Annotated in this window: 14 protein-coding genes; 9 read left to right on the top strand and 5 right to left on the bottom strand. The window is 65.6% G+C overall.

Going from position 1 to position 14,061, the window contains the following annotated elements; genetic code table 11:
- Positions 1–5: 5 nt before the first annotated feature.
- From trbE to ACODT0_RS10800, 9 genes are all read left to right on the top strand, one after another.
- On the top strand, positions 6–2,477 hold the full coding sequence (trbE, locus tag ACODT0_RS10840; RefSeq protein WP_489041234.1) for a conjugal transfer protein TrbE: 2,472 nt from the start codon (positions 6–8) through the stop codon (positions 2,475–2,477).
- The gene (gene trbJ / locus ACODT0_RS10835) at positions 2,474–3,229 is read left to right on the top strand and encodes a P-type conjugative transfer protein TrbJ (protein WP_489041233.1); all 756 of its coding nucleotides are present in this window, start codon (positions 2,474–2,476) and stop codon (positions 3,227–3,229) included. The genes trbE and trbJ overlap by 4 nt, the downstream gene beginning before the upstream one ends.
- Positions 3,230–3,241: 12 nt before the next feature.
- Positions 3,242–3,586 carry a hypothetical protein gene (locus ACODT0_RS10830; protein WP_489041232.1) on the top strand — a complete coding sequence of 115 codons (345 nt, stop codon included), beginning with the start codon at positions 3,242–3,244 and terminating at the stop codon, positions 3,584–3,586.
- Positions 3,583–4,968, top strand: a complete 1,386-nt coding sequence (gene trbL, locus ACODT0_RS10825; protein WP_489041231.1) for a P-type conjugative transfer protein TrbL — start codon at positions 3,583–3,585, stop codon at positions 4,966–4,968. The genes ACODT0_RS10830 and trbL overlap by 4 nt, the downstream gene beginning before the upstream one ends.
- Positions 4,969–4,992: 24 nt before the next feature.
- Entirely contained in the window at positions 4,993–5,697 is a 705-nt protein-coding gene (gene trbF / locus ACODT0_RS10820; protein WP_489041230.1) for a conjugal transfer protein TrbF, read from the top strand.
- Positions 5,694–6,686 carry a P-type conjugative transfer protein TrbG gene (gene trbG / locus ACODT0_RS10815; protein ID WP_489041229.1) on the top strand — a complete coding sequence of 331 codons (993 nt, stop codon included), beginning with the start codon at positions 5,694–5,696 and terminating at the stop codon, positions 6,684–6,686. Before trbF ends, trbG begins: the two co-directional genes overlap by 4 nt.
- Positions 6,687–6,688: 2 nt before the next feature.
- Complete coding sequence (locus ACODT0_RS10810) at positions 6,689–7,960, top strand: TraB/TrbI/VirB10 family type IV secretion system protein (RefSeq protein WP_489041228.1); 1,272 nt, start codon at positions 6,689–6,691, stop codon at positions 7,958–7,960.
- Complete coding sequence (locus ACODT0_RS10805) at positions 7,957–8,214, top strand: DUF2274 domain-containing protein (protein ID WP_293189469.1); 258 nt, start codon at positions 7,957–7,959, stop codon at positions 8,212–8,214. Before ACODT0_RS10810 ends, ACODT0_RS10805 begins: the two co-directional genes overlap by 4 nt.
- Positions 8,215–8,333: 119 nt before the next feature.
- Entirely contained in the window at positions 8,334–8,687 is a 354-nt protein-coding gene (locus ACODT0_RS10800) for a helix-turn-helix transcriptional regulator (protein WP_489041227.1), read from the top strand.
- Between the two features lie 25 nt (positions 8,688–8,712).
- On the opposite strand, the gene ACODT0_RS10795 is transcribed toward ACODT0_RS10800, so the two are convergent.
- The 5 genes from ACODT0_RS10795 to guaA all read right to left on the bottom strand — a co-directional run bounded on the left by ACODT0_RS10795 (position 8,713) and on the right by guaA (position 14,059).
- Positions 8,713–8,955, bottom strand: a complete 243-nt coding sequence (locus tag ACODT0_RS10795; protein ID WP_489041226.1) for a transcriptional regulator — start codon at positions 8,953–8,955, stop codon at positions 8,713–8,715.
- 17 nt (positions 8,956–8,972) lie between these two features.
- A complete protein-coding gene (locus tag ACODT0_RS10790) occupies positions 8,973–9,920 on the bottom strand; it encodes a nucleotidyl transferase AbiEii/AbiGii toxin family protein (protein WP_489041225.1) in 948 nt (315 codons plus the stop codon).
- Positions 9,904–10,725: a type IV toxin-antitoxin system AbiEi family antitoxin domain-containing protein gene (locus ACODT0_RS10785; RefSeq protein ID WP_489041342.1), complete on the bottom strand. Its 822-nt coding sequence runs from the start codon at positions 10,723–10,725 to the stop codon at positions 9,904–9,906. The genes ACODT0_RS10790 and ACODT0_RS10785 overlap by 17 nt, the downstream gene beginning before the upstream one ends.
- A 156-nt stretch (positions 10,726–10,881) precedes the next feature.
- Complete coding sequence (locus tag ACODT0_RS10780) at positions 10,882–12,138, bottom strand: tyrosine-type recombinase/integrase (protein ID WP_489041224.1); 1,257 nt, start codon at positions 12,136–12,138, stop codon at positions 10,882–10,884.
- A gap of 301 nt (positions 12,139–12,439) precedes the next feature.
- Positions 12,440–14,059: a glutamine-hydrolyzing GMP synthase gene (gene guaA, locus ACODT0_RS10775; RefSeq protein WP_057591695.1), complete on the bottom strand. Its 1,620-nt coding sequence runs from the start codon at positions 14,057–14,059 to the stop codon at positions 12,440–12,442.
- Positions 14,060–14,061: the final 2 nt, after the last annotated feature.

Raw genomic sequence — 14,061 nt, 5'->3', positions numbered from 1 at the left:
ATGCCATGCTGAACCTTGCCGAATACCGCCAACGACCCGCACTGCTGGCCGACCGGCTGCCGTGGGCCGGGCTGGTTGCGCCGGGCGTCGTCTTGAACAAGGACGGCAGTTTCCAGCGCACGGCCCGGTTTCGCGGGCCTGACCTCGACAGCGCCACGCAAGGCGAGCTGATCGCGACGTCGGCGCGCTTGAACAATGCGCTGCGCCGGCTTGGATCTGGCTGGGCCTTGTTCATTGAGGCGAAGCGCCGCACCGCTGCTGACTATCCCCACTCCGAATTCCCCGAGCCGTTGTCGTGGCTGGTGGAGGAAGAACGTCGGGCCACTTTCGAGGAAGGCGGCAACCATTTCGAGAGCGGCTATCACCTGACACTGCTTTACCTGCCGCTGGAGGAATCCCGCGCCCGTGCAGCCAAGATGCTCTACGAGAACACCACGACGAATGGTGTGGACTGGCGCGAGCGCCTGACGGCCTTCGTGGCGGAAACCGATCGCGTCTTTGACCTGCTCGACGGCGTGATGCCGGAAATCGCCTGGCTCGACGACAGCCAGACGCTGACTTACCTGCACGCGACCATCTCAACGAGGCGCTATTCGCTGGCGGTGCCCGAAGTGCCGTTCCACATCGACGCGCTGCTGACTGACTCCGCGCTGGTCGGTGGCCTCGCACCCATACTGGGCGAACAGCACCTGCGCGTGGTGTCGGTGCGGGGCTTTCCGACCTCGACCTGGCCGGGGATTCTGGACGACCTCAACCGCCTTGGATTTGCCTATCGCTGGTCAACCCGGTTCTTGTGTCTCGACAAATCCGAGGCGGAACGGGAATTGGGGCGCTTGCGCCGTCAGTGGTTCGCCAAGCGCAAGAACGTCATCGCCTTGCTGCGAGAAACCATCTTCCAGCAGGAATCCCCGCTGGTGGACACCGACGCCAGCAACAAATCGGCCGATGCGGATGCCGCATTGCAGGAGCTGGGCAGCGATCAGGTTGCCTTCGGCTACCTCACCGCCACGGTGACGGTGCTCGACGCCGATCCTGCGGTGGCCGACGAAAAGCTGCGCATGGTGGAGCGCGTCATCCAGGGCCGGGGCTTCGTGACGATCCCCGAGACCCTGAATGCGGTCGATGCGTGGCTGTCCTCGATTCCCGGCAACGCCTACGCCAACGTGCGCCAGCCCATCGTCTCGACGCTGAACCTGGCGCACATGATGCCGGTGTCCGCCGTGTGGGCCGGGCCGGAGAAGAACGACCATCTTGATGGCCCGCCGTTGATCGTCACGCGCACCGAGGGCGCCACGCCGTTCCGGCTGGTGACGCACATTGGCGACGTGGGCCACACGCTGGCGGCCGGGCCCACCGGCATGGGCAAGTCGGTGCTGCTCGCCACCTTGGCGATGCAGTTCCGGCGCTATCGCGGCTCACGCATCTTCGCGTTCGACATGGGACGCTCCATGCGCGCCACGATCCTTGGGCTGGGCGGCGAGCACTACGACCTGGGCACGGATGGAGAAATTGCCTTCCAGCCCTTGGCCCGCATCGACCGCGAGGGCTACCGTACCTGGGCGGCCGAATGGATCGAAGGCCGCTTGCGGCATGAGGGCGTGGCCGTTGGCCCCGACGAGAAGGCCGCCATCTGGTCGGCACTTGGCAGTCTCGCTGGCGCGCCCGTGGAGCAGCGCACGATGACGGGCTTGTCGGTGCTGCTGCAATCGAATGCGCTGCGCCAAGCACTGGCGCCCTATGTGCTCGGCGGCGCCCACGGCAAGCTGCTGGACGCGGATGTGGATCGCCTGGGTTTCGGTTCTGTGCAGTGCTTCGAGATGGAAGAGCTGATGCACAGCAAGGCCGCCGTCATGGCCGTGCTGCATTACCTCTTTGCGCGATTCGACGAGCGCTTCGACGGTGCGCCCACGCTGCTGATCCTCGATGAGGCGTGGCTGTTCCTCGATGACCCGGTGTTTGCGGCCCGCATCCGGCAGTGGCTCAAGACGCTGCGCAAGAAGAACGTCAGTGTCATCTTCGCCACGCAGAGTCTGGCCGACATCAAGGATTCGAGCATCGCGCCCGCGATCATCGAAAGCTGCGCGAGCCGCATCTTCTTGCCGAACCCGCAGGCCACCGAGCCGCAGATCAGGACGATCTACGAGGGCCTCGGCCTCAACAGGCGACAGATCGAGATCGTCGCCACCGCGCAGCCCAAGCGCGACTACTACTACCAATCCCGCCTCGGCAATCGCCTGTTCGACCTCGACCTGGGGCCGGCGACGCTGGCCTTCGCGGGCGCTTCCACGCCGCAAGACCAGCGCGACATCGACCGCGTGCTGCTGAATGCCGGCGTGCCCGGCTTCGCCGGCGCCTGGCTGCGCCATCGCGGACTCGGGTGGGCGGCCGACCTGCTGCCCTCGTTCCCCGGCCTTGCGCCGCGTGCCTCCCCTGTTCCCCCTCGTATCACTGACCAACCACAGGAGACCCTGCCATGAAGTCCTATACCCCCAAGCTCGCCGCGGTGACCGTCGCCTGCACGCTCGCCCTCGGCGCCGTGCAGCCGGCCCACGCCATCTTCGGCATCGGCGACACCGTGTTCGACGAGTTCAACTTCATGCAGAACATGATGACGGCGGCCAACACGCTGGAGCAGATCAGCAACCAGGTCGAGCAGCTTCAGAACGAGGCACAGATGCTGATGAACCAGGCGCGCAACCTGGCCAGCTTGCCGTCCAGCGTGGTGAATCGCTTGCGCAGCAATCTGGCGACCACCCAGCGGCTGATCGCCCAGGCCAAGGGCCTGGCCTATGACGTGGCGAACATGGACCGGGAGTTCGCGCGCCTGTACCCGGAGCAGTACGCCGCCACCGTCAGCGGCGACCAGATGTACCGCGATGCGCAGGAGCGTTGGAAGAACACGCTCAACGGCTTGCAGACCACGATGCAGATGCAAGCTCAGGCATCGCAGAACCTCCATGACGATGAAGGCGTGTTGGCCGATTTGGTGGGCAAGAGCCAATCCGCCGTCGGCGCGCTGCAAGCCATGCAGGCCACGAACCAACTGCTGGCCTTGCAGGCCAAGCAGTCCATCCAGACTCAGCGGCTCCAGATCACGCAAGACCGGGCCGCTTCGCTGGAGCTGGCGCGGCAGGCTGCGGCCACGGAGCGCGCCCGCGAGGTGCGGCGGCGTTTCCTGGGCGACGGCACGCCGTACACACCACAGTCCGTCAACTTCTACCGTGACTGACGGGAGGCCGCCATGCAATGCGTCCTCGTCCTGTCTGTTTCAGTGCTTGCTGCGCTGCGGGCCGCTTGTGGCGAGCGGCCAGCCGACAACCTCGCCGATGCCCTGGCCGCCGATCCCGTGCGGCTCAAGGCATTGCGCGCGCAATGCGCCGCCAATCCACAACAGGTCATGCAGGCCACGGGCGAGGACGCTTGCCGCGCCGCCGCCGAAGCCTTCCGGCGGCGCTTCTTCTCCGGCCAGACCGGGCCGGATGAATACCAGACGCTGGCCGACCTGCCACCGATTCCGCCGAGCTTCGATGAACCGGCCGATGGCGTAGCGCCAGCATCGCCCGCCGAACCGGAGGGCACGCCATGAATGACGTGACCATCATCGACCAGTTCCTCAACACCTTCGCCACCTACATCGACTCGGGTTTCGGGTTGCTGCGCGGTGAAGTGGCGTTCCTCACGGCCACGCTGATCGTCATCGACATGACGATCGCCGGGCTGTATTGGGCCATGAGCCACTCCACCGGCCAAGGCGAGGACGTGATCGCCAAGCTGCTGCGCAAAGTGCTCTATGTCGGTGCCTTCGCCTACATCCTCAACAACTTCAACTGGCTGGCCAGCATCGTGTTCCGCTCGTTTGCGGGGCTGGGCATTACGGCCACCGGCTCGGCCATCACGATGGAGAACTTTTTGCAGCCGGGCCGGCTGGCGAAAACCGGAATCGACGCCGGGGCGCCGATTCTGGAACAGATCGGCGAGATGGCGGGCTTTCCCGAGGTGTTCGCCAATCTCGATCCCATCGTGGTGCTGTTCCTCGCGTGGCTGGTCGTGGTGCTGTGCTTCTTCGTACTGGCGATCCAACTGTTCATCACGCTGATCGAGTTCAAGCTGACCACGCTCGCGGGGTTCGTGCTGGTGCCGTTCGCGCTTTGGAACAAGACGAGCTTTCTAGCGGAAAAGGTCTTGGGCAACGTGGTGGCATCCGGCGTCAAGGTGCTGGTCCTGGCCGTGATCGTCGGCATCGGCTCGGGCTTGTTCTCGCAGTTCCAAGTCCATCCCGCAGAGCCGAACATCGACCATGCGCTGGTCATCATGCTGGCCTCGCTCACGCTGCTGGCGCTGGGCATTTTCGGCCCTGGCATCGCCACGGGCCTCGTGTCCGGTGCGCCGCAGCTCGGCGCGGGCGCAATGGCCGGTGCCGCTGTCGGCGCAGCCGGGACGGCCGTTGCCGTCGGTGCTGCCGCGGCTGGCGTTGGTGGCGCGGTCATGGCCGGGGCGCGCATGGCACCAGCCGCCGCCAAGCTGGTCGGCAGCGGCGCGCGTGCTGCTGCCTCGACGGCCAGCAGCGCACGATCGGCATTCCAGGCGGGTTCCGCCGCCGCAGGCGGTGGCGCGAAGAGCGCAATGGCCGGCCTGGGCAACGTCGCCAAAACCGGCGCGCAGTCCGCCGGACGCGCGGCTGCATCCCGTGCTTCCGCTGCGGGGCAGCGGATGGCCGCTCCGTTCCGTGCTGGCTGGAACGGCCCAGCCGCTGACGAAGGTGCGGCCGCCGGTGGAGCCGGGGCATCCGGCCAGGCCGTCGCGGGCGATGTCACTTCCGGCGTAGCCAACGCACAGCCCGCCTGGGCCAAGCGGCTGCACCGCCGCCAGCAACTCACCCATGCCGCGACCACCGCCGCCCACGCACTGCGCGGGGGCGACGGCGGCGGCTCCGGCCAGGGGCCAAGCCTGCGCGGCTCCGACGATTGAAGCGATTCACAAGGAGAACTGACCATGCGATTCAGAAAACCGCAGGTGCGCTACGCCGACACGCCGCAGCCTGCCACGCCGTACCAAGCTGCTGGCCAGGTGTGGGACGACCGTATCGGCTCGCCCCGCGTGCAGGCGAAGAACTGGCGGCTGATGGCCTTCGGCTGCCTCACGCTCGCGCTGTTGACGGCCGGCGGTCTGGTGTGGCGCTCGGCGCAGTCCACCGTGACGCCCTATGTCATCGAGGTGGACAACGCGGGCCAGGTGCGCGCTGTCGGCGCGGCCGACACGCCGTACAAGCCCAGCGATGCGCAGGTGGCGTACCACCTGGGCCGCTTCATTGGCCTGGTGCGCTCGCTGTCCATAGACCCGATCGTCGTCCGTCAGAACTGGCTGGACGCCTACGACTACACGACCGACAAGGGCGCGGTCGTGCTCAACGACTACGCGCGCGTAAACGACCCGTTCGCGCGCATCGGCAAGGAGTCGGTGACGGTGCAGATCACCAGTGTGACCCGTGCCAGCGACACGTCTTTCAACGTGCGCTGGACGGAGCAGCGCTTCGTCAACGGCGCCGCCGCAGGCACTGAACGCTGGAACGCCGTGATTTCCATCGTGCAGCAGACCCCGCGCACCGAGCAGCGCCTGCGCAAGAACCCCCTGGGCATCTACGTCAACGGCCTGTCGTGGAGCCGCGAACTCGATTCTTCCGAAGGAGCCAAGCCATGAATGATCTTTTCCGTAAATCCGCTTTGCCGGTGATCTTGCTTGCGTTGGCGGGCTGCGCCACGCAGGGCAAACCGCCGCCGACCATCTCGCTCGATGAGCCGGTGCAGGCCCAGCCGCTGACCGAGCCACCCGCACCCGTGGAGGTGGTGTCCGTGCCGCAGGTGCTGCCGATGCCGGCGCAGATGAAACCCGTGCCGGATGCCAAGCCCGCCGCAGAACCTGCCGATGAAACCGTGCGCGTGTCCCGCGCCAATGCCGAAGCGCGCATTGCGCCCACGCGTGAAGGCTACGTCAACGCGATTCAGGTCTGGCCCTTCACTGATGGCGCGCTGTACCAGGTCTATGCGGCCGTGGGCCGCGTGACCGTGATCGCGCTCCAGCCGGGCGAGGAGCTGGTGACGGTGGCCGCCGGCGATACGGTGCGCTGGATCGTGGGCGACACGTCCAGCGGCAGCGGCGACGCGCTGCGCGTCAACGTGATGGTCAAGCCGATCCGCTCGGGCCTGAAGACCAATCTTGTCATCACGACCAGCCGCAGGACGTATCTGCTGGAACTGACCTCGACCGAGAAGACTTGGATGGCCTCCGTGTCCTGGGAGTACCCCAAGGACAAGATGTTGGCCCTGCAGCGCCAGGCGCAGGCGGCCAATGCCGCCGCGCCGGTCGATGCCGGCCTGTCGCTGGAGAAGATCCGTTTCCGCTACACGGTCAGCGGCAGCAATCCGCCGTGGAAGCCGCTGCGCGCTTTCGATGATGGCGAGAAGGTCTACATTCAGTTCCCGCCGGGCATCGCCCAGGGCGAACTGCCGCCGCTATTCGTGATCGGCGCACAGGGCGATGGGCAACTGGTGAACTATCGCTTCCGCTCGCCGTACTACATCGTGGATCGCCTGTTTGGCGCGGCCGAACTGCGGCTGGGCGGCGACAAGGGCGACGTGGTGCGGATCGAGCGCACGGATGGTGTCTCGGGTGGCACTCGGAGGAATTGACCATGAGCCAGGACGATTCCCCTGAATTTGCCACGTCTTCGGCGGGCAAGGTCGCGCCTGAGGCGGTGGGGCTGCGCGCGCAGCCGCGCCCGGTCACGCGCCTGAACCGGCGCACGCTGGCCATCCTCGTCGGCGGCCTGTCGGTCGCCGTGCTCGGGGCCACCATCTGGTCATTGCAGCCGCACCGGCGCGGCGCGGGCGATCAGACCGAGCTGTACAACGTGGATCGCGTCTCGAAGTCCGAAGGGCTGGATGGGCTTCCTTCGGATTACTCCAAGCTGTCGACCAAGGTGCCCGAGTTGGGGCCACCGCTGCCCGGCGACCTCGGCCCGGCGATTGTGAAATCGCAGCAGCCCGTGACGCCGACCTATGCGTCGCCGGGCCATGATCCCGAAGATGCGCGTCGCAAGGAGGCTGAGGCAGCGGCGGCATCGTCGGTTTTCTTCCGCTCTGGCACGCCCGGCAAGACCGCAGCGCCAGCGGCTGCGCAAACCGCTGCAGCTGGCTCCGCATCGGCCTTGGCGGGCTTCGATCCATTGGCCGCTGGGCCGGCCTCGACGGCGGCCCAGCCGACCGATCCGACCACGGTGCAGAACCGGCAGGAGCAGAAGGAAGCCTTCCTGAAAGGCGGTTCCACGGAAACCCGTAATTCCGGCCATCTCCAGACACCTGTCTCACCATACCAAGTGATGGCCGGAACGGTGATTGCGGCGGCGCTGGTGACAGGCATCAAGTCCGATCTGCCGGGCGACGTGATCGCCACGGTGACGGAGCCGGTCTATGACACGGCCACGGGCAAGTTCCTGCTGATCCCGCAGGGCTCGCGCATCCTGGGCAAGTACAACAGCCAGGTCAGCTTTGGACAGAGCCGGGTACAGATGGTGTGGAACCGGATCATCCTGCCCGATACGTCCTCACTGACGCTGGACAACCTTGTGGGCACCGATCCTGCGGGCTATGCCGGCGTGGAAGACGAGATCAACCGGCACTGGGGCAGCATTGTGGCTGGGGCGGCGCTGACGACGTTGCTGGGCATCGGGGCCGAGTTGGCCGCGCCGGAGAACCGGCAGGACGGCAACCGCATCATCATCGCTGGACGTGATGGCCTACAGGACAGCGTGAACCAGGTAGGCCAGGAGATGACGCGGCGCAACATGAACATCCAGCCGACGCTGACGGCGCGGCCAGGGCTGCCGGTGCGTGTCATCGTCAACCGCGATTTACAGCTTCGTTCTTACCAGCCCTTGTTCTATCAGCGCGAAGGTGCCCGATGAGCACGACCAGAAAATTGCGGCTTGGCCCGCTCCCGAAACTCGAATCCAGCAAGCTGACCTTCGCGTGTCCGGCCAGCTTGAAGGCGGACTTGGACCGCTATGCAATGCTTCACACGCAGGCGTATGGCGAGGCCGTGGATGCGATGACACTGATCCCGCATATGTTGGAAGCCTTCATGACGGGGGATCGGGGATTTCGCTCTCAATCGCACGTGCAACAGAAGCGGGCAGCGCGAGATACGACGTCACCGTGATGCGTAGATTGGATGGTGCCCTCCTCGCTTCGCCACAGCGAGTTGTACCAATTGCTGCCGCTAGTCACCATGGCTCCGTATGCACAGAGATCTACTGGGAGTCATCAATGCACGTTCGCATGGAACACGTCGCTGAACACGAGGAGCCGCAGGCGCACGCACCGTATCCCGGCACGGATGGCTATGACAACCTGCCCCAGTTTCCTGCAAAGTTTCCTTTGCCTTTCCGCCGTACCATCCGCCGTCACGAGTTGCACCAGATCGTGCCTCTGGCAGAGACGACGATCTACGAAATGGAACAGCGCGGCGAATTCCCGCGCCGCTTCCGCCTCACCGCCCGGTGCGTCGTCTGGGACTTGGCAGAAGTCGAAGCCTGGATCGAAGGCCGCAAGCAAGCCTCTCGATCAGCGAAGACCAGCACGTCGAGCGGACCGGACGTGAGGCTGCGCCGGCACCGCCCTGTTCGAGGATGACGTCACCATCAAATGGCTGCAGCGGCTACGCGGCATCCACCCGGACCAGTACCGCTCCCGGCAGCGCCTGTGCCATCTGCGCCGTGGCAAGTGTGACCGCAGCATCGCGGTCACTCGCCTTCCTGCTGAAAGCCAGGCCGACATGACCCGGCCGCCCCCAACCGACCGTGGCATCGGCGCAGTCGCTGTCCGCCAGCCGGCGAAGGACATCCTCCTGCGACCCCATGCCCGAGTCCAGTGCATAGACCAACGTGAAATCGTGAACCATCGCGGCAGCCTCCTTCGTCATCTGGCACCAGCGATCCGCGCCAGCGTTTCGTCAAGCTGCCGGCGATCAGTTGCACGCTTGGCGGCCGTGCGCTGCGCCAGGTTGTGAAGCTTGCGTCGCACACCCGGCAACTCGGCCGCATGGGCAAGTCCGATCAGATTGAAATCCGGCTTCTCATCCTCGACGGATTGCAGAAAGGCTCGCGACGGCCCATCCAACCAATGCGCTACGCGCGCCAACAGGCGCTCGCGGCTTTCCAGCAAGGCAGCCACGCTGATAGGCTCGGATGTCATGCCCTTGAAATGGGCCTCGAAGGTAGCCTCGAAATCCGTGGGCACACGTGGCGCTAGCATCTCCCAGGCCGGCTTGGGACTGCACGTCAGGTAGACGAGCAAAGTTCGCCAGAGACCCGCATCCGCGCGTTCATCCTCCAGCAGCAGGCCCACGTCGAAGAGATCGCGCGGATGCTGCCGCGACAGCGCCGCCGCCAGCTTGCCGGCATAGAGGTCGGCGAAATCCAGAACCTGCACCTCGGCGAAGCCGAACGCCTCCTCCACGCGTGGGCGCACGACCATGCTGCGCAACGGATGCACCGTGCCGCGCATGACCGGTGTTGTCTCGATCTGCACGCGCGCGCGGCCGCGACCGGCCACCAGCCGCGTGACCGCCCCGCCCTCGCTCGCCGAGGCCTGCACCTGCAGTTGCAAAGGCCGCGCACGCAGCTTGTCGGCCAGTTGTCCGAGCGCTTCGGCAATCAGCCTCGCATCCTCGGCATAGTCATGCACCGGCAGCCAAGCCAGATCGATGTCCACCGACAGGCGCGGCAGATCGTGCTCGAACAGATTGATGGCCGTGCCGCCTTTGAGCGCGAAGCGCGGCTCCTGCGCCAGCACCGGCAGGATCTCGACCAGCAGCCGCACGCGGTCCGTGTAGCGCTGATCCCAATGGTCAAGCCAGGTGCTCATCGAGGTCTCCCGGCAAGGTGATCTGGTAAGTGGGATGCAAGCGCCCGCCGGGCACGAGCGCGCGCTTGCCTCGGCCCAGGTCAACGCCTTCGAGCGACACATGCGCCAGCCATGCATGCCGATGGCGATCAGCCAGGGCCAGGAACAGCCGCGTGGCCTTGATGCTGCGGCAATGCCGCAATAGCAGGCCGACCCGCTGCGGCCGCAGCGTGGTCATGGCCTGCATGAGCGCATCGACCTCGTAGACCCCTGCGGCATCCGACACGCCATCGCACAGCTCCAGCATCGCCCGCTCGGGCGAGGAGCACACCAGGGGGTCGGTGCTGGGCCCGGCCCGGTACCAGGCCAGCCCCTGCGCCGACAGTGCCGCCTCGGACATGTCGTCCGTGAACGAGACGGCAGGCAGATCGAGCGGCCCCTTGCCCAGGTATTCGAAGCGCTGCGCCATGGACAGCTTGTCCACCCAGCCCGGCGGTCGGTTCGGCCCGTAGAGGGTCACCGTCCCGGCATCGCCCAGGCGCAGGTAGTGCTCGTGTCCCTGCAGGGTCAGCGCAAAACGCCCTCCGACGTGCAGCGACGAGCCCTCCCCGAGCTGCAGGCTGCGGACCATGCCCTCCCACTGCAATCGCCCTCCCTTGCGCAGGTAGACACCCCGCGCGGGCGACACCAGCCAACCGCTGGCGACATAGCGCGCGACCAGGCTGTTGGAATAGCCATGCGCCCGCAGCCAGCGGCTGGACACCAAGCGTGTATCGCCCAGTTCGGCCAGCAGATGGTTCAGTTTTCCTGAATTTTGAGCATCCATAGTGCTCAAAATAGCAGATTCATAAACCATCGCCAAGACCGGATGGTTTGAGATCAACGAAAACGAGTCACCTTGGGTGATCTTTTTCAGACAAAAACAAACCGTCCGCTGCCCAACGGCAACGAGCCCAGATGCAGTCATCATGCGGTCCCCACCTCACAAGGCCGCGCTGAGCACTGGCACCGGCACGTTCTCCGGCTGCAAGGTCGGGACATGGGTCCGCCCGTCAATCCAGGCATCAACCATGTCCGCCCACTCCTGCAGCATGTGGCGCCGCTGCTCGGCGTATTCGGCCTTGTTGTAGACCGAACGCGAGGTTCGCCCCTCCTCGTGGGCCAGGCACTTCTCGATCCAGTCGCCGTTGAAGCCCACTTCGTTGAGCAGTGTCGAGCCGGTACGGCGCAGGTCATGCACGGTGAAGGGCTCCAGCGGCAGAGCGGCCGCCTTGGCCCGCGCCACAATGAGCTGGGTCACCCGGTTCAGGGTCGCATGCGACATGCAACGGATCGGCTCGTAGCGCGAGGGCAGCACGAACTTCGAGCCAGCAGCGCAGGTGTGCAGCGCCACGAGGATGTCCAGGGCCTGGCGTGACAGGTAGATCACGTGCGGGTTGCGCCCCTTCATGCGCTGCTTCGGAATCGTCCAGGTCGCATTCTCGAAGTCGATCTCGCTCCAGGTGGCCTCGATCAATTCGCTCTTGCGCACCAGCGTCAGCAGGACCATGCGCAGCGCCAGGCGGATCGTCGGATAGGTCGCGATGGACTCCAGCTGATGGAACGCCAGGCGGATTTCCGCCGGCGACAGCGCCCGGTCTTTCGGCACGAAGGTCGCGATTGAGGCGGCCGCCACATCATTGGCCGGGTTGTCCACCTTCTCGCCGTGCAGGATGGCAAAGGCGTAGACCTGCTTCACGATATCGCGAACATGCACCGCGGTGGCGGGTGCCCCGCGCGCCTTCACCTTGCTGCACAAGGCCCGCAGGTCATCCGCAGTGATTTCGTTGAGCAGCCGGTTCTGGAACGCCGGCAGGATGTCGCGGTCCACGACGTGCTTGCGCATGGCGCGCGTGCTGTCGGCCATCCGAGCGTCCGCCAGCCACTTGAGGGCGACGTCGCCGAAGTTCTTGGCCGCCGTCAGCCGGCGCTTCTCGCGCTGCTTTTCCAGTGCCGGGGAGCGGCCAGCAGCGACGGCCTTCTTGGCGTCGAGCAGCTTTTCTCGGGCCAGCGCCAGCGAGATGCCACCAGCGCCATAGCGGCCGATGGTCAGGGTCTCACGGCGCCCGTTGAGACGGTAATCGTAGCGGAAGGTGACGGTACCGGCGGTCGATACCGTCACGTACATCCCATCCCGGTCAGAAGCCTTATAAGTCAATGACTTAGGCTTCAGGTTGCGCAGTGCTGTGTCGGTCAACATCGAGGTTTTACTCCTGTTTCGTGACGGCTTTTACCGTCAGGGGTCAGGAGACCCGTCGATGCCCGGAAAGCCGCATGAAACAAGCTTTCCAGGGGAGCGCTTTACCGTCAAAGACCGGTTTGGTCTCAATAGTAAACGGGAGGGTCTTAATCCGACCTCCGGTTCTTACCGTCAGTTCTACCGTCAACCCGTGTCGCTGGCCGGCGATAGCCACCGATAGCTGTCGTGACGTATTTCCTTTTAAATCAACACGTTACGGCGGTTTTTCGATAACTGGCGATAGTCCCCGAAGGACCTAAATTCACTCCCACTCAATCGTCGCCGGCGGCTTGCTCGACACGTCGTAAGTCACCCGGTTGATCCCCCGCACCTCGTTGATGATCCGCCCCGACACCTTCTTGAGCAGCGCATACGGCAGCTCGGCCCAGTCGGCGGTCATGAAGTCGCTGGTCTGCACGGCGCGCAGCGCGACGACGTAGTCGTAGGTGCGGCCGTCGCCCATCACGCCGACGCTCTTCACCGGCAGGAACACGGTGAAGGCCTGGCTCGTGAGGTCGTACCAGGTCTTGCCGGTCTCGGCGTCGGTGAAGTTGCGCAGTTCCTCGATGAAGATCGCATCGGCGCGGCGCAGCAGGTCGGCGTATTCCTTCTTCACTTCGCCGAGGATGCGCACGCCCAGGCCCGGGCCGGGGAACGGATGGCGGTAGACCATCTCGGGCGGCAGGCCGAGCGCGACGCCGAGTTCGCGCACCTCGTCCTTGAACAGGTCGCGCAGCGGCTCGAGCAGCTTCAGGCCGAGTTGCTCGGGGAGGCCGCCGACGTTGTGGTGGCTCTTGATGGTGACGGCCTTCTTGCTCTTGGCACCGCCGCTCTCGATGACGTCGGGGTAGATGGTGCCTTGCGCGAGGAAGGTGGCGCCCTTGTGGCCGCCGCCGCCGGCCTTGAGCTTGGCGGCTTCCTGCTTGAACACGGTGACGAACTCGCCGCCGATGATCTTGCGCTTGGCTTCGGGGTCGCTCACGCCGGCGAGCTTGCCGAGGAACAGCTCGCTCGCATCGACGCGGATGACCTTGGCGTGCAGCTTGCCCTCGAACATCTCCATGACCATGTCGCCTTCGTTGAGGCGCAGCAGGCCGTGGTCGACGAAGACGCAGGTGAGCTGGTCGCCGATGGCGCGGTGGATCAGCGCGGCGGCCACGCTCGAATCGACGCCACCCGAGAGGCCGAGGATGACCTCCTCGTCGCCCACCTGCTCGCGGATTTTCTGCACCGCCTCGGCGATGTGGTCGCGCATGACCCAGTCGGGCTTGGCCTCGCAGATGCCGAGCACGAAGCGCTCGAGGATGGCCTTGCCCTGCACGGTGTGGGTGACCTCGGGATGGAACTGCACGGCGTAGTAGCGGCGCGCCTCGTCGGCCATGCCGGCGATGGGGCAGCTGTCGGTGCTGGCCATGAGCTTGAAGCCCGGCGGCAGCTCGGTCACCTTGTCGCCGTGGCTCATCCACACGTTGAGCATGCCGTGGCCCTCGGGCGTGGCGAAGTCGGCGATCTCCTTGAGCAGCGCGGTGTGGCCATGGGCGCGCACGGCGGCGAAGCCGAATTCGCGCTTGTGGCCGCCCTCGACCTTGCCGCCGAGCTGGTGCGCCATGGTCTGCATGCCGTAGCAGATGCCGAGCACGGGAATGCCGAGGTCGAACACGGCCTGCGGGCACTTGTCGGTGGTCTCCTCGTACACGCTGGCATGGCTGCCCGAGAGGATCACGCCCTTGAGGTGGCCGTCGGCCGCGTACTCGCGCACCCACTCGTCGCTGACGTCGCAGGGATGCACTTCGCTGAGCACATGGGCCTCGCGCACGCGGCGCGCGATGAGCTGGGTGACCTGCGAGCCGAAATCGAGGATGAGGATCTTGTCGTGTTGCATGG

This window comes from Variovorax sp. FG153 (genome assembly GCF_057809595.1).
The sequence above is the reverse complement of the archived record's forward strand: the minus strand, read 5'-3'. Positions and strand labels throughout refer to the sequence as shown.